Origin of the sequence: Brevibacillus composti (assembly GCF_016406105.1) — a bacterium.
Taxonomy (GTDB): Bacteria; Bacillota; Bacilli; order Brevibacillales; family Brevibacillaceae; genus Brevibacillus; species Brevibacillus composti.
In genome coordinates this window covers 3,778,928-3,797,696 of sequence record NZ_CP066308.1, presented here as the reverse complement: position 1 = coordinate 3,797,696, position 18,769 = coordinate 3,778,928, and the positions used below count along the sequence as shown (strand labels likewise).

At 58.8% G+C, this 18,769-nt stretch carries 14 protein-coding genes; 12 read left to right on the top strand and 2 right to left on the bottom strand.

What is annotated here, in order from left to right; all coding sequences use genetic code 11:
- Positions 1-20 precede the first annotated feature (20 nt).
- From JD108_RS19085 to JD108_RS19050, 8 genes are read left to right on the top strand one after another with little or no spacing between them, the layout of a single operon-like run.
- Complete coding sequence (locus tag JD108_RS19085) at positions 21-2,399, top strand: DUF7408 domain-containing protein (RefSeq protein ID WP_198827536.1); 2,379 nt, start codon at positions 21-23, stop codon at positions 2,397-2,399.
- Positions 2,396-3,322 (top strand): ABC transporter ATP-binding protein, encoded by a 927-nt coding sequence (locus JD108_RS19080; RefSeq protein ID WP_198827535.1) that lies wholly within the window; start codon positions 2,396-2,398, stop codon positions 3,320-3,322. Before JD108_RS19085 ends, JD108_RS19080 begins: the two co-directional genes overlap by 4 nt.
- Complete coding sequence (locus JD108_RS19075; protein WP_198827534.1) at positions 3,319-4,209, top strand: ABC transporter permease; 891 nt, start codon at positions 3,319-3,321, stop codon at positions 4,207-4,209. The genes JD108_RS19080 and JD108_RS19075 overlap by 4 nt, the downstream gene beginning before the upstream one ends.
- Positions 4,209-5,975, top strand: a complete 1,767-nt coding sequence (locus JD108_RS19070) for a coiled-coil domain-containing protein (RefSeq protein WP_198827533.1) — start codon at positions 4,209-4,211, stop codon at positions 5,973-5,975. Before JD108_RS19075 ends, JD108_RS19070 begins: the two co-directional genes overlap by 1 nt.
- Before the next feature lie 57 nt (positions 5,976-6,032).
- Positions 6,033-7,016, top strand: coding sequence for an AAA family ATPase (locus tag JD108_RS19065; protein WP_198827532.1), 984 nt, complete (start codon positions 6,033-6,035; stop codon positions 7,014-7,016).
- Positions 7,013-7,894, top strand: a complete 882-nt coding sequence (locus JD108_RS19060; RefSeq protein WP_198827531.1) for a DUF58 domain-containing protein — start codon at positions 7,013-7,015, stop codon at positions 7,892-7,894. Before JD108_RS19065 ends, JD108_RS19060 begins: the two co-directional genes overlap by 4 nt.
- 15 nt (positions 7,895-7,909) lie before the next feature.
- Positions 7,910-9,847, top strand: a complete 1,938-nt coding sequence (locus JD108_RS19055) for a vWA domain-containing protein (RefSeq protein WP_198827530.1) — start codon at positions 7,910-7,912, stop codon at positions 9,845-9,847.
- On the top strand, positions 9,837-12,734 hold the full coding sequence (locus JD108_RS19050; RefSeq protein WP_198827529.1) for a VWA domain-containing protein: 2,898 nt from the start codon (positions 9,837-9,839) through the stop codon (positions 12,732-12,734). Before JD108_RS19055 ends, JD108_RS19050 begins: the two co-directional genes overlap by 11 nt.
- A gap of 148 nt (positions 12,735-12,882) precedes the next feature.
- Here JD108_RS19050 and JD108_RS19045 read toward each other — a convergent pair whose 3' ends face one another.
- A complete protein-coding gene (locus JD108_RS19045; protein ID WP_198827528.1) occupies positions 12,883-13,284 on the bottom strand; it encodes a hypothetical protein in 402 nt (133 codons plus the stop codon).
- Positions 13,285-13,940: 656 nt separating this feature from the next.
- Between JD108_RS19045 and JD108_RS19040 the strand changes: the two genes are divergently transcribed.
- Positions 13,941-14,708: a class I SAM-dependent methyltransferase gene (locus JD108_RS19040; RefSeq protein ID WP_198827527.1), complete on the top strand. Its 768-nt coding sequence runs from the start codon at positions 13,941-13,943 to the stop codon at positions 14,706-14,708.
- Positions 14,709-14,827: 119 nt separating this feature from the next.
- On the opposite strand, the gene JD108_RS19035 is transcribed toward JD108_RS19040, so the two are convergent.
- The gene (locus JD108_RS19035; protein ID WP_198827526.1) at positions 14,828-15,682 is read right to left on the bottom strand and encodes a DegV family protein; all 855 of its coding nucleotides are present in this window, start codon (positions 15,680-15,682) and stop codon (positions 14,828-14,830) included.
- A gap of 273 nt (positions 15,683-15,955) precedes the next feature.
- Between JD108_RS19035 and JD108_RS19030 the strand changes: the two genes are divergently transcribed.
- From JD108_RS19030 to JD108_RS19020, 3 genes are all read left to right on the top strand, one after another.
- Positions 15,956-16,357, top strand: a complete 402-nt coding sequence (locus JD108_RS19030; protein WP_198827525.1) for a hypothetical protein — start codon at positions 15,956-15,958, stop codon at positions 16,355-16,357.
- Positions 16,358-16,471: 114 nt separating this feature from the next.
- On the top strand, positions 16,472-17,110 hold the full coding sequence (locus JD108_RS19025) for a SurA N-terminal domain-containing protein (protein WP_198827524.1): 639 nt from the start codon (positions 16,472-16,474) through the stop codon (positions 17,108-17,110).
- Between the two features lie 162 nt (positions 17,111-17,272).
- Positions 17,273-18,730, top strand: a complete 1,458-nt coding sequence (locus tag JD108_RS19020) for an MDR family MFS transporter (RefSeq protein ID WP_198827523.1) — start codon at positions 17,273-17,275, stop codon at positions 18,728-18,730.
- Positions 18,731-18,769 lie beyond the last annotated feature (39 nt).

Genomic DNA, 18,769 nt, shown 5'->3' with positions numbered 1-18,769 from the left:
CTTCGGTGGAGGTAGGAGAGATGAATCGTACAAAGTCCAAGCAATGGCTCTTGGCTTTTTTGAGTTGCTTGCTGCTGCTCACATGCATGCCGGTCGGATGGCTGCCAGGCGTACAAGCGGAGGGGGCGGTCCAACTTGGCGTGATTGCCGGGATTGGCGGAGATTACAAAGAAACGTCATTCGTTCCCGTGCAGGTGACGGCAAGCAACAGCGGAGCGGATATCGAGGGCAATCTGGTCGTCACTGTCGGAGACTGGGGAAGCAATCACCTCAATGTCGCCTATTACCAGCCGATTTCGATCGCCAAGGGCGCGACCAAACAGGTCACGATCTCGGTTCCCGGCAACCAGGTGGGGCCCAATACCTACGTATCGCTGATGCAAGGGGACAAGGTCGTCGCAAAAGCCTCTGTCGGCGGCAGGCGATACAGCGGGGACACACTGTTCGTAGGGGTGCTGGCCTCGCATCCGGACACGGCCAACTTCCTCGGAGCCATGCCCAAAACAGCGTTCAACAATCCGGTTCGCGTCCTGCCGTTAAAAGCGGAACAAATGCCGGTAAACCGCACGCAGCTGCAGATGGTGGATGTGCTTTTGCTGAACAACTTTGCGTTGGACAGTTTGAGCGGACAGCAGATCGACGCGATACGCCAATGGACCATGGCGGGCGGGCTGTTGATGATCGCGGGCGGCGCCCATTACGGAAAGACGGCGGGAGAACTGAAAGACCTCTCGCCAGTGGAGGCAACCGGGGTCACCACGGTTGCTGCCTTGCCCGCACTGACCGTAGACAAAAACAACACGCCCGGGCTGGATCGCCCGTTTACCGTCAGCACCGGGGTGTTGCGCGAAGGCACGGCTATATACAGCGAAGCGGGAATCCCGCTCGTGGCTGTCCGCACAGTGGGTGAAGGGAAAGTGATGTACGTCGCCTATGATCTGGCAGAGGAACCCGTAGCCAGCTGGAGTGGGAACAGCCGCTTTTGGGCAGATGTCCTGAACAAAGGCTTTGGCACCACGATTCATCGCATCCACCGAAGTCCCATGGACGGGATCTGGCCGCTCGATCATGCCGCGGACCGGATTCCAGCCCTGAAAATGCCGGACATCAAATGGCTGGCGCTCTTCTTTGCCGTGTATGCGCTGATAGCGGGGCCGGTGATGTTTTACCTGTTGCGCCGCAAGCGCAAGCAGAGCTGGATGTGGGGAGCTGTGCCTGCGCTCGCGGTGGTGACGGGGATCGCCATTTTTACCGTAGGGGCGTCGCAGCGCGGGACCAAGCCGCTCTTGCACCAGGTCGGCTTCATTCAGATGCTCGGGAACGGGTCGGCTCAGGCAAAGGCCGTTGCCGCGATGTTCGTCCCCCGCAGCAGCGACTATGAGATCGAAGTGGAAGGCAGCGGCAGGAGCTGGCCTATTCTGCCCTACCGTCCGGACCAGACGCAGCCCAAAGCCTGGGTATGGTCGCAGGCGGATCGGACGCAGATTCAGTTCAAACAGGTCGAGTTCTGGTCGATGCGCAAAGTAGGGACGGAGCAATTCCTGTCGGATGTCGGCACATTTGAATCCGACCTCCGCTATGTCGAGGGGGGGCTCCGGGGAACTGTCACCAACAAGTCCAAGTACACACTCCGGGATGTCACCGTGGCTACCGACACGCAAAACCAGCGGTTCCCGGAAATCGCGCCGGGGGAGACGATCACGGTCGAATTGAAATTCGATCCCGCGACGCAGAACCGTCCCTATCGCGGAAGCCGGGTCCACCAATTCATCCCTGCGCAATACCAGGGAAATGCGGGGCCCTATAACAACAGCAGAGAGGGGCAGATCGTCGATATTCTCGAAGAGTCCCATAACCTTGCGGGAGCGCGAAAGGCGCCTGTCACCCTGGTCGGGTGGATGGATGCGCCCGCGGTCGAGATCGGGATCAAGGACCGATCCTACAAGCCGTACAATATTTCGCTGGTGGCAGCGCCGCTTTCCATCAAGCCTTCACCGGACGGCTACACCTTTGTGCCCTCCGGCGAAATCGAGGCCGTCCGCATCGGCTCAAGCCCGGGTGTGGATGACGTGGGAGACGGATACATGATGCAGGGCGGGGAGATCACATTTGACTTTCCCATCCAGCCGAAACAGAAAAACCTGGCGATTTTCAAGATCCACCTGTACACCTGGTCGAACGACAACACGCCGTTTGACAAGCAGGTCTACAACTGGAAGACGGGCGAGTACGATTCCTATGACAAGGCATTTGCCAGCAACATCATGGCCCAGGAGAAGACATCTGTCTACCTGTCTGCGGAAGGCACGCTCCGAATCAAGTTTTCCCATAGCTTTAATGAACATCGCCACTTGGGTCTTCCGGTAATCAGCGTGGAAGGAAAGGTGATCCAACCGTGATCAAAATCGATCAATTACGCAAAAAATACGGCAAGATGGAAGCGCTGAAAGGACTCAGCCTGGAAATCGGCAAAGGAACGGTATTCGGCTTCGTCGGACCCAACGGAGCGGGGAAATCGACGACGATGTCCATCCTCGCGACACTCCTGGAGCCGACCAGCGGCAGTGCCTACGTCGGGGGGTATGAGGTCACCAGACATCCGCGGGAGGTGCGCAAGCTGATCGGATATATGCCGGATTTTTTCGGCGTGTACGACAATTTGACCGCGGAGGAGTATTTGGACTTTTACGGCGCCAATTACGATATTCCGCCACAGGAACGACGACAGATTATCCCCCAGCTCCTGGAGCTGGTCAATCTCAGCCACAAGCGGGATGCCTATGTCGATTCGCTCTCGCGGGGAATGAAGCAGCGTCTCGGCCTGGCTCGCTGCCTGGTGCACAATCCCGAGGTGCTGATCCTCGACGAGCCTGCCTCCGGTCTGGACCCTCGGGCCCGGATCGAACTCAGGGAGATTTTGAAAGAGCTTCGCGACATGGGCAAAACGATCATCATCAGTTCGCATATCCTGCCCGAACTGGCGGAGATGTGCGATGTCATCGGAATCATCGAGGAAGGAAATCTGATCGCGTTTGGCCGCGTAGATGAGATCTACGCCAAAATGCAGGAAAAGCGGGTGCTGCGGATTCGTCTGCTCGATCGGCTGGAGGAGGCGGTCATTCAACTGAAGCAACAGCCCAGCGTCTCAGGCGTCACCCGGGAAGGAAACTGGCTGGTCGCTGGCTTTGCCGGGGATGACGTGCAACAGGTCGAACTGCTGCAGACGCTTACACATGCCGGTTTTCCAGTCGCTGCGTTTAATGAGGCTGAAGGGGACCTGGAAGAAATCTTTTTGGAAATCACCAAGGGGGTAGGCTCATGAATGTCTTGCGACGGCTGCAAAATCCAGTGCTCTTGAACGAATGGAAGCTGCGCATGCGGACCAAGCGCTCCCCGTGGGTCATCAGCTTGTATTTGCTCGTGCTGGGAACTGTGGCACTCACCTTTATCTACTTGATGACAGGGGCGGGCACCTATTACAACCCCAATCAGTCGCGTGAACTGTTTATGGTGCTGTCGCTCTTGCAGCTTGCGATGATCTGTTTTGTCGTGCCAGGCCTGACGGCGGGCGTCATCTCCGGGGAGCGGGAGCGGCAGACGCTGAACATATTGCTGACGACCAATGTGAGCGCCGCCAAGTTGATTCTCGGCAAATGGCTGGCTTCGCTCAGCTTCATGACGTTCCTCGTGTTTGCCACGATTCCGCTGTACGCGATCATCTTTTTGTACGGCGGGGTTTCGCCGTTTGAACTGGTGCAGGTGTTTGGATTTTATCTGGTTACGATGCTGGGGCTGGGCAGCGTAGGTGTGCTTTTGTCCACGCTGATCAAACGAACCGGTATCGCGACCGTAGCCAGCTATGCGCTGGTGTTTGGCTTTGCGGCGGGCACCAGCATCCTGGCGGAAGTGATTCGGGAATTCATCCGCTTTCGGATGAGGATGCAAAATGCGACCAATCTCGTGATTCCAATCTGGCCCGATTTGATGCACAGCCTCAACCCGTTGTTTGCGATGCTGAGCATCTTTGAAGAAGGGCCTTTCCGCGGGCTTCGCGGATCGGGGAACAGCGGTTATGCGATATTGGCGCTCGATCCCTACGTCATTTACGGTTTGTTCTTTGCCTTCGTGACCCTGATCTGCCTGTCTCTTTCTATTCATTTGATCAAACCGGTGAAATCGCGCAGACGTAAATCCACAGTCCAGGAGTGATGAACGTGTTTGGTCCGCCCAGAAAAGAAAATCTGGAGACGCTGCTGCGGCCGATCGGCCGGCGTCTCTGGTATCAAAACAGCGCCCGCTGGCTGACGGCCGGGGCCATGTGGGGGCTGGGAGGAAGTCTGCTGCTTCTGCTCCTGGCCCGCCTTTTTCCCCTTCCGCATTACAAATGGCTCGCGCTGACCGCGCTGCTGGCAGGTTTGGCAGCCGGAGCCTGGCGCTTGTGGAGATCGCGGCCGACAGAGCGTGAATGCGCTCGCCTGGCTGATCGGCACGGCCTCGGCGAGCGCGTAGTGACGGCGCTGGAGCATCGGGAGAGCAGCGCGCCTCTCGCCGTCCGGCAGCGCGAGGATGCCGTCGACCGGCTGCGGCAGGCATTGCCCCACATCCTGCAAAGCATGCAGGTATGGCAGCTGATCCGCAAACAGGTGTACGCGGCGGCAGGTGTGGCGGCTGTCTGTCTGTTGCTGTTGATCTGGCCGAATGTACAGGATGAGCGGCTGGCGCAAATGGCCGAGGAAAAGAAGGCCCAGGCGGCTGCACAGGACACGCTCGACAAGCTGCAGCAGGAAGCGAAGGCCAAGGAGGGCTTGACCGACGCTCAGAAAAAGCAGCTGGAGGAGATGATCGCACAAGCGAAAAAAACGCTCGCCGAGGCAGAGAACCACGCGGAGCGCATGCAGGCAGTAAAAGCGGTCGAAAAGCAGCTGGAGAAGTGGAAGCAGGCCGAGGAGCGCAAACTGGCCGGATTGCAGCGGCTGCAGCAGGCAGTCGGCCAGCAGGCGGGCATGCAGGGCGTGGGAGCCGCGATGAAAAGCGGAGATCGACAGGCGCTGGTGGATGCCCTGCAGGAGACAGCCAAAGCGGTAGCAGCCCTGAAAAGCGAAGAGCAGAAAGCGCTCGCGGAGGCCCTGAAAAAAGCTGCCGAAGAGCTGTCCAAGGAGGGAGCGGCAGCGGGAAACAAAGAGCTCGGCAAGGTGGCTGACGAGCTGAAACAGGCTGCGGAGCAGTTGGCCCAGGGGAACGTCCAGCAGGCCTTTGCTCCGCTTGAGACTGCTCTCGTGCAGGCCCTCCAGCAGATGGATGCGGCACAGTCGGGAGCGCTGCTGGCCGCTCAAGCGATGGCCGCGATGCAGCAATCGCAGATGATGCTCGCCAGTTCATCACAGGCCGCTTCAGCCGGACTGGCCGGAGTGGGCGGGATGAACGGAGCGGGGACGGCCGGAGCGGGTGGCGCCCCGACTGGCGGCGCTGCTTCAGGCGGCGATGCAGGGGCCGGAAGCGGCTCAGGTGAAGGAACCGGCGCAGGAGACGGCGCGGGTGATGGGCAAGGCGATGGGGCTGGAGAAGGAAATGGCAGCGGCAACGGATCGGGCAATGGCAACGGATCGGGCAACGGATCGGGCAACGGATCGGGCAACGGATCGGGCAACGGCGCGGGCAGCGGCGCGGGTTCGGGCTCCGGCTCCGGTCGAGGCCCGGGAGCGGGTCTCGGATCAGGCAGCCGGGAGCTGGTCACAGTGCCTACCGCCCGGATCGAGGGCGGCGGACCGACCGACACCGTAGGGGGACCGCTCGGAGCCGGGCCCTCCCAGACGCGCCAGAGCAGCCAGACGCAGGTGACAACCGGGGGAGCGCTCCCTTACGAGGAAGTGTACAAAGAGTACGAGCAATTCGCCCGCGAGAGCTTGGAAAAAGGGACCATCCCGAGTGAATACCAGGACGTGGTCAAGGAGTATTTCAGCAAGATCGAACCGTAGGATGGCCGCGGGAATCGGGGAGCACCCGAGCAAGTACGAGTGAGGAGACGTGAGCACATGACACAACAAGCATGGGAAGAATGCCTCCACCGGGTGGAACAGGTGCGGGAGGAAATCGGCAAAGTGCTGGTCGGCCAGCGGGATGTGGTTGACCAACTGCTGTGGGCCGTCTTTGCCGGGGGGCACGCGCTGCTGGAGGGGGTGCCGGGACTGGGCAAAACCCTGCTGGTCAAGACGCTGTCCCAAGCCTTTGAACTGAGCTTTCAGCGCATTCAGTTTACGCCGGATCTGATGCCTGCCGATATTACGGGAACCAATATTTTGCGCGTGGACGAGAAGGGCCAGCAGTCCTTTCAGTTCCAAAAAGGACCGATTTTTGCTCATGTCGTCCTGGCAGACGAGATCAACCGGGCCACGCCCAAGACGCAGAGCGCCCTGCTGGAAGCGATGCAGGAGCGGACCGTATCGGCGGGGGGCGTGACTCGGGAGCTGCCCGATCCGTTCTTTGTCCTGGCGACACAAAACCCGTTGGAGCAGGAAGGCACCTATCCGCTGCCGGAAGCGCAGATGGACCGCTTTCTCCTGAAAATCGAGGTTCCCTTCCCGACTGAGGCGGAGCTGAAGGAGATCGTGCTGCGCACGACTTCCGGACAGTCCGCAGCCGTGGAAAAGGTAGCCTCCCCACGTGAAATCGCCGACATTCAGCTAGCGGCCCGGGACATCCTGGTCGCCGATTCGGTGCTGAGTTATGCGGTGAAATTGCTGATGGCCACGCATCCGGGCGAGGGGGCGACAGAGTCCGTGAACCGCTATGTGCGCACCGGTGCGGGTCCGCGCGGCGTGCAGGCGATGGTGGCGCTGGCCAAGGTGAGAGCCTTGCTCGCCGGGCGCTTCAATCTCGCCTACGACGACATTGAGGCGGTCGCACTGCCTGCCCTGCGCCACCGGATTTTCCTCAATTTCGAAGGGGAGGCAAACGGCATCCGCCCCGACCGGATTATTCAGGAGATCTTGGCCGGATTGGGGCACGCGCGGGCATGAGCGGGCATCTGCTGGACCCGGCCTGGCTCAGCAGGCTGGAGCGCATGCAAGTGCTGAGCAGGCGGATGGCGAGCGGCACACAGGCAGGGAAGCGCCGATCCAGGCAGACGGGCAGCTCGCTGGAATTCGCCGACTACCGGGCGTATGCCCCCGGAGACGACCTTCGTCAGCTCGACTGGAATGCCTACGGCCGGTCGGGAAAGCTGTTCGTCAAAAAATTTCTCGATGAACAGGAGCTGCATGTCACCCTGTACATCGACTGCAGCACCTCGATGGCATACGGCGAGCCTTCCAAGCTGGAGCGGGCCGTGCAGCTGGCCGCCGCTCTCGGCTACATCTCTCTCTGCCATCTGGATTACGTCTCCGTCTACGCATTTGATCAGGAGATCGTCGCGTCCCTGCGGAACCTGCAGGGGAAAAACAAAGCAGCACAGCTCTTTCAATTCCTCTCTTCGCTGACCGCAGGCCGTGCCGGCGATCTGGAAAAAGCGCTGCGCGCCCCCGGGGCGGTTCATGGAAAGCCGGGTATCTCGCTGATTCTGTCCGACTTTTTATTCGATGCGGGCTACGAGGCCGGCATTGCTTATCTGCAGGCGACACGGCAGGATGTGACGCTGGTGCAGCTCTTGTCCCCGGAGGAGAGGGAGCCTGTCTATCAGGGAGAACTTCGCCTCATCGACAGTGAGACCCGTCAGGGAAAAGAGATATCGGTTACCCGCGGCCTGATCGACGAGTATCGCAAGGCCGTGCGCGATTATCAGGCGGAACTGGCGCAGTTTGCCTACCGGAGGGGCATGGCCGTGCTCGATGTGCAAACCCAAATGCCGCTGGAAGATGTCGTCTTTCGGGTGTTCCGGCAGGCGGGCATGATTCGCTAGGAAGGAGGAGCTTTGATGCAGTGGATGGCTTTAGGCAACCTGGGTTTTGCGCTCATCGTCCCGGCGATCGTCGCTCTCTACCTGCTGAAGCGAAAGGTGCAGGACGTAGAGGTGCCCAGCACACTGCTGTGGCAGCGCACCCTGCAGAGCTGGGAGGCGGTTCGGCCCTGGGAAAAGCTGCAGCGCAATTTGCTCCTGCTGCTTCAACTATTGGCCGCCATCCTCTTGGTGCTGGCCCTGCTCCGACCGGCTGTACCCGCGGCGGGCGTGATCGCCGAACATGCGATTCTGGTCATCGACACCTCCGGCAGCATGCTGGCCAGAGAGGCTGACCAGGACGGCGAAAAAACGCGCTTTGCCCGTGCGGTTGAAGAAGCGCGGAGCCTGGTGGAGCAGCTGGGCAGCGGACAAGCGGTTACCTTAATCGAAGCGGGGCGGGAACCCAAGATATGGCTGTCCCGCAGCTCGGACAAACAGGCGGTGCTGGGGGCGCTGGACTCGCTTCGGCCCAGACCCGGCTCGGCCGATCAGCGAGCAGCCCTGTCGCTTGCCGGAGCGATTGCGGCCACCGAAGCGGGCAGCGGCGTGATGTGGTTTGGCGACGGGGGCGGAGAAGAATTGCAGGAGCAGGCCGGGCTCATCTCGATTCCGGGTCCCTTCCGGTTCTATCCGGCGGGTCATGCAAAAGAGAATGCGGCCATCGGCGCTTTCGTGACACAGGCGGGAGCAGCGGGGACGGAAGGGCTGCTGCGCATCGACAACTACGGCACCCAGCCGCAGCAGGGAAGGATCTCGATTTACGGATTGGACCAGGAGCTGCTTGACGTGGATACGTTTTCCGTGGACGGAGGGGCCTCCCAGACGGTGACGTTCGAGCGTCTGCCCGCCGCTTCCGCGTACAGGGCCGTGATTGATGCGGATGCGGACAGCCTTGCCGAAGACGATGTGAGCTGGAGCGTCCCCTATGCTTCCGGCAAAGGGCGTGCCGTGCTCGTCAGTCCGGCGGGCAATCGCTTTTTGCACCAGGCCCTGCAAACGGTGGGGCAGATGGAAGTGGAGACCGTAAGCGAGCCTCCGGCAACCAACAGCGGCGCGGCAGATTTGTGGATTTTTGACGGGATCGTGCCGGAGAAGCTGCCGGAGGGCAATATTCTGCTCATCGCCCCCCATCAACAGACGAGCTGGTTCCCGTATCAGGGAATAGCGGATGTAGCGGGGAGTCCGGAAGTGCTGCAGCAGGGCGATCCGCTGATGAAATACGTGGACTGGCGAGATGTCCACGTAGCCAAGACCGCTGTCTGGGGAGCGATACCCGGCATGCGCCCATTGGTACGGGCAGGTGAGACGGAGCTGATCGCGGCAGGGACGCTGGCGGGCAGAAAAGCCGTGATCATCGGCTTTGACTTGCACGACTCCGACCTGCCGCTGCGGCCGGCTTTTCCGATCCTGATGCAAAACGCAGTGGCCCGGCTATCGGCAGGTCAGACGGTCCCGATCGGTCCCGCTCAGCCGGGTGACGCACTCGCTATCCCGCTGACGCCCGGCGCGACGAAGAGGACGCTGACTCTGCCCGACGGAAGCACGCATACTCCGGAAGCACAAGGAACGACCTGGCTGTACCCGGTGCCGGAGCAGACGGGACTGTACCGCCTGACCGAAGAGACGGGTCCGTCCGATCCGCCCGCGGTGAGATATTTCGCCGTCCACATGAGCGAGTCGGAGTCCGACATTGCTCCGCGGACGCTGCGTGCGGCAAGCGGACAGCCGGATGGCCCGGGAGCTGGTGGAGAGGGGCAAACAGGTGGAGTGGACCAAACAGGCAGATCACCGGATGATGATCGGACGGGAAAAGCGCCGAGCACGACCGGCGTGCAGGAGCTGACCTACTGGCTCGCTGCGTTCGCGCTCCTGGCTGTGTTTGCGGAATGGAGGGTGTATCGACGTGGGTATTGACGTACAACAACCGTGGCTCCTGCTGCTGCTCCTCCCGGCCATCTTCGCGGTGATCCAATGGTGGCGCGGGCAGCACCAGATGCCAGTCAGCCGCAAAAGCGTCATCGTCGCCATTCGGACAGCCGTTTTTTGCCTGCTGATCTTGGCGTTGGCCGGAATCCAGCTGCTTTATCCCGTCCGTGCGGAGACGGTCGTATTTGTCTATGACCGCTCGGCGTCGATCAAGGACGATGCGCATTTGCTGGATTTTATGAAAAAAGCCGTCGAAAACAAGCGGGCAGAGGATCAGTACGGCATCGTGGCGACGGGAGCCGGTGCTGCGGTAGACCAGCCGCTCACGATAAACGGGCAGGTGCAGGCGGTAGGCGTGGAGGTGAATCGGCACGCCACCAACCTCGCCGAGGGGATCCGCTTGGCGCAGGCGATGATCCCCAGCGAGGCCAGGGGAAAAATCGTGCTGCTGACGGACGGACTGGACACCGAGGGAGATACTGCCCGCGAAGTGAAGCTGGCAAGAGAGCGGGGCATCGTCGTCGAGAGCGCCCTGTTCGAACAACCCCAAGGGGCGGAGGTGGTCCTGAGCGCTGTGCAGGTGCCGGACCGGCTGTACGCCGGTGAGGAATACACGATGAAGGTAGACGTGGACAGCACGCTGGCTACCCGCGCCACGCTCCGGCTCTACGAGGGGAATCGGGAGGCGGGCGCGCTGGTCGTGCAGGTGGAGAAGGGCAAAAACCGCTATCTCTTCAGCCAAAAGGCGATCAGCGAGGGTTTTCACCGCTACCGGGTGGAAATTGAGCCCGAGCAGGATACCGTCCAGGCGAACAACCAGGCTTTTGCCTATACGCAAGTGGCCGGAGCGCCTAAGATCCTGGTGCTCGAGGGTCATCCCGGGGCCGCGCAGAATCTCGTCGGAGCCCTTGAAGCGGCAGAGATTCAGGTGGATGTAAAGGAAGCGGCGCTGTTGCCGAAAGAGCTGGACGGCTACAAAGAGTACGCCTCCATCGTGCTGGCCGACCTGTCGGCTACGAGTATCAGCGAAGCCGACATGGAGCGGATCCGAACCGCCGTGCGGGATCTCGGGGTCGGGCTGATCATGACGGGCGGCTCCGAAGGTTTCGGGATGGGCGGCTGGTTTCAAACGCCGATCGAGGAGGCGCTCCCTGTGCATATGGATTTGCGCGGAAAGGAGGAGCTGCCGTCCCTCGGGCTGATGCTGGTCATCGACAAATCCGGGAGCATGTCAGCCGATGCCTACGGCGTCGATAAAATGGAGCTGGCCAAGGAAGCGGCGATCCGTGCCACCACCATGCTGGGTCCCCAGGATGAAATCGGCGTCATCGCCTTTGACGGGATGCCCTGGGAAGTAGTGCCGCCGCAAAAAGTAGCCAAGCGCAGCGAAATCCAAGGGCAGATCGGGCGGATTTTCGCCGACGGCGGCACCGATATCTTTCCTGCCCTGCTGATGGCTTCCGAGCGGATCAAAACAATGAAAACCAAGCGGAAACACATCATTCTCCTGACAGACGGACAGTCCGGAAGAGACGACGACTACCAGGGCCTGCTTCAGCAGCTCTCCGGCGAAAACATTACGGTCTCCACGGTCGCTGTGGGTGATGACGCGGACATTGGCCTGTTGGAGGAGATCGCCAAGTGGGGAAAAGGACGGTACTATTTTGCGGGTGACGCCGCCTCCATCCCCAAGATTTTCAGCAAAGAGACGGCGCTCGCCAGCCGCACCTTTATCGTGGAAAAACCGCAGGTGCCGGGCCGGACCGGCTCTGCCGACTGGGCGGCCCTGCGCCAGCCGCTGCCGCTCATGCGGGCGTATGTGGCTGCGACGATCAAACAGACGGCCGAGGTGCTCCTGCTCAGTCAGGACGCCGATCCGATTCTCAGCCGCTGGCAGTACGGATTGGGCCGCGCGGTCGCCTGGACCAGCGATCTCGAAGGGAAGTGGGCGCCGGACTGGGTCGCCTGGCCGGGAAACAGCAGACTCTGGACGGATATCGTCGGCTGGACGCTGCCTCAGGTCACGCCCGGCCGCTGGCAGGTAGAGACCAGGCTCGACGGCTCTCGTGGAGCGGTGACCGTCTCGCTGCCGAAGGGAGAGAAGCTGCCTTCAGAGCTGGAGGCCGTCGTCGTCAATCAAGCCATGCAAAGGGAAACGGTGCGCCTCAAGCCAATTGCCCCCGGCGTGCTGGAGGGGAGCTTCCAGGCTGCCGAACCGGGCAGTTATCTGATCCAGGTGTCGGAAAAAGCAAACGGCCAGGTCGTCGCCGGGCAAACGACGGGGCTCAGCGTCTCCTACTCGCCCGAGTTCGGCTTGCAGCAGGGGGGAGAGCAGCGGATGGAGGAGTGGCTCGCCACAGGCGGAGGGACGCGAATCTCCCGACCGGAAGAGGTCTTCTCCGGCAATCTCCCGTCCAAATGGGAGACGCAGCCCATCGGGGAGTGGCTGCTGATGCTGGCGGCTCTCCTGTGGCCGCTGGATGTAGCGGCTCGCCGGCTGCAGCTGCCGGATCAGTGGCGGGCGAGGGTGTATGCCTGGTTCCGCAAGCGAAGGTCAGGGAAAGTGGCCGAGCCTACGGAAAGAGCCGAAGTCCTGTCCCGCCTCGGCGAGAAGCGGAGCCAGCGGTCTCAGCCGTCCGCTGCACCCATGCCGGATAGCGGGAGAGAGGGGAGCCGGGCGGCGACCCGGCGGGCTGATTCCGGCGGGAAGCCAGGCTTGTCTCCAGTCGGCAGATCAACTGCCGACCGCTCAGGGGACACCAGCTCCGCCAACTCTGTCAATTCCGCCAACTCCGCCAACTCCGCCAACTCCGCCGACCCACAGAGCGAGACCATTAACAGGCTGCTCGCGGCCAAAAAGCGAAAGCAAAAATAAGCGATTTGACCGCAAAGACCGCCGACTAATTTTTCCAGCTATTTCAACGGGGACACTTGGGTTTGGGTTGAAGCGTACGAAAGAGCGGGCACCAATGACCAAAACTGAGTCAGAAGGTTTATAAGTGAGGGGGCGTCCCCTCGCTTTTTTATTTTATATTTTTTAGCACCACAACTTCTTGGAACCCCTCCCAATGAATCATTACCCTGACTTCTTCATCTGGACCTCGATATAGATCTGCTCCGGTGCCACCACCGATGAAGGTAACGGTTTGATCTTTTTTTAGTCTGGCTCCCTTTACCTCTCCACCGCCGAAGGGAGATGTAAAAGAAAAATGTATGTCACTATCTAAAGGAACGTTAGGCCCTATAAATGTCAAAGTTAGTTCTTGATCAACCCATGGTTGATCTCCTGTAATTCTAAAGTTTCCCTTCCAATGCTCACTTTCGCCGGAGAAAACCAAACGAGAACGTTCTTGGTTACTGTAAATACCTACAACGAGAAAAAGAGTAACGATTACTAAGAACGTCAATCCCGATTTCAATCTCACGTCCATCCCCCCTACGCCCGCGGCTTTATTGTCGCGCTGTTGAGTCTCGTCGTAACAATCGTTGCTGCTCTGACCAAAAGAAACGACCGCCCTTGTGCTATGGCTGGCTAAGGCGGTCGTTTCGTCCGTTTTTCGATTAAGCCTGAGCTGATCCCCAGTGGGAACCGTCTGCTGCACTTCACCGGCATGGTGCTACCAACACGGTGCTGGTGTTTTATCATTTTCTCCGTAAATCCGTCAAAGTTAAAAAATAAGGTTTACGTTACAGTTATTACCGATAACAAAATAGTAGCACCGTGAAATATTCGTTGACAACCGCAAAACCGCCAGGTAACGGCGGCTCCCGCTTATTTTCCACTCCTTTTTAACCAGTGATTCTCTTTTCTCCATCGTCCATGCTTTTCCCATATGCTGCCACTTTTTTGTAACGAACAAGCACTCACATCTATTCTAACCGAGCAGGTTGTTGTAAAATTATCCAAAGTTTGTCTCTTGCAACCGGGTACGCCGCTGGCATGTCATCGCGATTCCGTCCTCTTGGAGGGATACCGGCATAAAACCCCCACTAAGAGAAAGCGCCGAGCTCAAGCGAAGACATCCCTCGGGGTGGCGGGAGACAAGGGTAATTTCCATTTGCCAAGAGAGGAGATAGAGAATTGGAGAAAGCATCATGGTTGGAATGGCTGCGCCGGGAGACGGAGGTCCCGTTTGCGGGCTGGGATTTTTCCTATGTGAAGAAGACGGGGCGGCTGCAGGAAGCGCCGCTCGGCTGGAACTACACCAGCCTGGTCCAGCGCAAATTGCCGGAGGCGCAAGCACTGCTGGACATGGGAACGGGCGGGGGTGAATTTCTCGCCATGCTGCGGCCGCTCCCGGAACAAACCTATGCCACGGAGGGTTATCAGCCGAATGTGGTAATCGCCAGGGAGCGCCTGGAGCCTTTGGGGGTTACCGTGGTCGAAGCGGACGGGGAGGACACCCTGCCCTTTTCCGATGAAACCTTCGATTTGATCATCAATCGGCACGAATCTTTCGATGCAGGAGAGGTATTCCGCATCGCCCGAAAAGGAGCCACCTTCCTGACGCAGCAGGTAGGCGGGGAGAACGATCTCCTGCTTAATCGCTTGCTGGGGGCGCCGATCCCGCAGGAATACCTGCATTGGAATGCCCGCTATGCGGCCGAGCAGTTGGAGAGAGCCGGGCTTGTCCTGACCGATTGCCGCGAGGAGATGGTACCGACGCGGTTCTACGACGTGGGGGCGGTGGTCTACTACCTGCGGGCCGTGCCCTGGCAAATTCCCGATTTTACCTTGGAGAGATACGCCGACGGCCTGTGGGAGTTGCAGGGCCGGATCGAGAAGGACGGCTATCTCGACGTCCCCAGCCACCGCTTTTTGCTGCAGGCCGTCCGTCCGTTCGCCTAAAGTCCGCTCTTGCCATCCAATCGGAAATAAAAAAGGCACCGACTCCACGTGAGCGGTGCCTTTTGCCGTCTTTTCGCCAGAAAGCTACGGCGGGATCGAAAGCTGCGGCTGCGAAACAGTTACGACTGCGGTTCATTCGTCCAAGTGAGAGCGATTGTTCCCTGGCCGCCATGTACGCCGAGTACGGGGCTGAGCGGATAGACCAGCACCTCGACATCCTGGTGCTTGCTCTTGATCTGTTCTTTGAGCGCCAGGGCTTTTTCGATGACGTTGCCATGCAGGATTTCCACTTGCGACACGCGGTGCATCGAACGGGCCCGATCCAACTGCTCCATGATCCGCCGATAGGCTTTGTTTTCGGTACGCACTTTTTCAAACAGCTCCACTGCGCCGTTTTTGATGCAAAAGATTGGCCTGATCTGGAGCAGCGTGCCCAGGATCAGCTGCGCGTTGGACAGGCGGCCGCCCTTGTGGAGCTGGGACAGCTTGCCGATCACGATGTAGTTTTCGTTTTTGCTCGCTTCCCGCCGCAAGGTCTCGGCGATGTCCCGGTAGTCCATCCCTTGCTCTGCCAGCGCGAGGCCTTTGCCGAGCAAGGTCGTGATCGGGTAGGAGACGATCTGCGAATCGACCACTTCGACCGGAAATTCACACTGGGCCGCGGCTGCTTTGCTCGTCTGATAGGTACCGCTCAGCTTGCTGGACAGGTGAACCGCGATGGCGCAGTCATATGCTTCCGCCAGTTGTTCGTACAGTTCGATGAACTTGCCGATGGCCGGCTGCGAGGTTTTGGGAACGGTTTTCGAATGTTCGATTTTTTCATACAACTTTTCGGAGCTGAGATCCACCCCATCCTGATAAGCGACGTCATCAAAGATCACATCGAGAGGGACGATATGGATGTCGGCTGCCTTTCTCAATTCTTCCGGAATATAGGCGGTGCTGTCGGTAATCCAGGCGATACGCTGTGTCAAAAAAGAGCCCCCTTTGGTGTTCACTAGCACTATCATACTAGAAATGGTCCGGAGGAATCGCAGATTTTATGAGAAAACAGCGACAAGCATCTGGTAATTTCAGTGAAGCAGGCGGCAAGCGGTCGTTTCGGAGGCGAAACCGGCTTTCCCGTCACCTGTTTTCTGCCCTAAGTGAATGGAATACCGCCAAATTCAAAAAAATTGGGTAAACGGTACAAGCAAGTCGCGCTCACCAACATATATAAGTAGTATGGAGCGGGGGAGGTGGGTGCCATGACACCGGAGCAGCATGAGCCCAGGGACAGCGCAGGGCAAATGGATAAGCGCTTGGACAGTTTCGCAGAAAGAATCGACAAACTAGAAGTAAAGATATCGGTTGCGACCAAATGGCTGGAGAGGATCGAGCATCGGCTGGAGCGGATGGAGGAAGCGCGGGCAGAATTGCTGACAGCGATCACGAAATTGCAGACGGAACTGGAACTGAAAAGAGGACCGACAGAGAAAGAGATCATTTTGCAAATGCTGGATAACGACAAGCACGATATGCAGAAGCTGACCGATCTGATCGAAGGAGACAAGGGCAGAGCGCAGGAGCGATTTTTGCAGATATGGGCCGTCTTGGGACCGGTCATCGCCTCCGTTCTCTCATCCTTGTTTACGAGGTACTTTATGTAAAATTCGCCCAATTCGGTATTGTGGAAGGCTTGTGAAAAGCGATTCCATCTTTCTTCCGCACTCGGTGTCTATTATAATGGCACAAGGGATTTGAGAGGAAAGAGAGGACATACGATGAAAAAGTTCGATCTATCCATGCTTTCGATCGCGATTCTGCTTTTGGCTCTCGTGATTTTGGGGGTTGCCCTTAAGCCTGCGGATGACCCTGTTCTGGTCACCAGCAGCAGAGGCGACATCACCCAATCCGAGCTGTACGAACAGATGAAAGAAAGCTATGGGAAAAAGACGCTGGGCGTGATCGTCAGCCGCAACATGGTCGTAGAAGAAGCCAAGGACCAGGGCGTGTCGATCGATGAATCGGAAGTGGATCAGGAGATGAACAGACTGATCGAGCAACTCGGTTCCAGAGAAAACTTTGAGCAAACCCTGAAAAATCAGGGCTACACCGAGGAGGGCTTCCGAGGAACGGTGCGAACGCTTCTTTTGCGGGACAAGCTGTTCGAAAAGGTGTATCCGGTCAGCGAGCAGGATATTCAAGCCTTCTACGAAAAGAACAAGGACAAGTTCGGCAATCCGGCGCCTGATCTGGAGCAGGTGCGGCCGGAGATCGTCAAGCAGCTGAACAAAGAGAATCGCAAAAAACATATGGATGATTGGTTGATCGGGCTGGAGAAGAAATTCAATGTGAAGTTTCTGGACCCGTCGCTTGCGCCGGACGATGTCCTGCAAAATGCGGAAGCGTCTCAAAAATAAATACGCGACTCGCGCCATGCTTCGACCTGCATCGTGTTTGCCCGGTGCAGGTTTTTGCATTGACTTTTTTTGCATGTCCCCGTACCATAAAGCAATTCAAGCATAACGCCGGGCGGAAGCTGCCGATGCAGGCAGGTCACAAGCAAAGGGGTAGAAAGCGCAATGAAACCAGTAACAAACAAGCGAAACGTCACGATAGGAGTGATGATTGCCACTTTCCTGGCGGCGATCGAGGGCACCATCGTCAGTACGGCCATGCCGACGATCGTCAGTGATCTGGGAGGGCTGCATCTGATCAGTTGGGTCGTTTCTATTTACTTGCTCACGTCGGCCGTCACGACCCCGATCTTTGGCAAGCTGGCTGATTTGTTCGGAAGAAAAATCGTGTTCACCAGCGGCGCGATTCTCTTTTTGATCGGATCGGCGCTCTCGGGCCTTGCGCAGACGATGGAACAGCTCATCTGGTTCCGGGCTTTTCAGGGCTTGGGGGCAGGGTCGATCATTACGGTTACCTATACGATTGTCGGAGATATTTACCCCTTTGAACAAAGGGGGAAGGTGCAGGGGTGGATGAGCGGCATCTGGGGCATCTCCGGGATATTGGGCCCCCTGACAGGGGGGCTTTTGGTAGATTATGTTTCCTGGCACTGGATCTTTTACATGAACATTCCCTTTGGCATCGTCTCGATCGTGTTGATCTGGCTGTATCTGCATGAGCATATCGAGAAGGTGAACAAGCATATTGATTACGCGGGCGCCTCGATTTTTACCATTAGTGTTTCCGCGCTCCTGTACGCGCTGTTGAGCGGGGGGCAGGAGCATCCCTGGGGTTCGCCGCTGATTATGGGGCTGCTAGTCTTTTCCGCTCTTGGCATCCTGTTGTTCCTCTACGTGGAAAAGAGGTCGCCCGAGCCGATGGTCCCTCTCGGCCTGTTTTCCATGCGTGCGATGAGCATCGTCAATATCGCCGGTTTTCTGTTGGCGGCGGTGCTGGTGGCGGTTTCCTTTTACCTGCCGCTGTGGATTCAGGGCGTGTACGGCCAAGGGGCGACCGGCTCCGGGCTGACGCTCATCCCGATGTCGGTCGGCTGGCCGATTGGCGCGGCGATCAGCGGCCGTCTCCTGGCACGCATCGGCATCCGGACGACCTCGCTTTTTGGCGTGGCGATTCTGATCGCGGCGACGACCTGGCTGGCGACGATCCAGCCGAGCAGTCCGCACCTCTTGTTATTCGGCATTACATTCTTGGTGGGACTTGGGTTTGGACTTTCATTTACGTCCTTTACCGGAGCCGTGCTGAGCGTTCCCTGGAATCTCCGCGGGGTTGCCGTCTCGACCAACTCGTTTATCCGCACATTGGGGCAGACGTTGGGAATCGCCCTCTTCGGTACGCTCCTGAACGCGTCGGTCAGACAGGCGCAAAGTGTGGAAAATATCGACGTCAACAAAATCCTGAATCCGCATGAAGCGGGACAGCTGCCGCCGGAGCTTTTGCAGACAGTCAGAGAGCTGCTGGCAGGCGGGCTGCATCAGGTCTTTGTCATCTTGGCGGTGCTGGCCGTGATCAGCTTGCTGGTGACGCTGGGATATCCGAAACAGCGGCAGGAGGAAGCCGCCTGACAGTGGGAAGCATCTCTCACATCTCTCGGCAAGACCGGG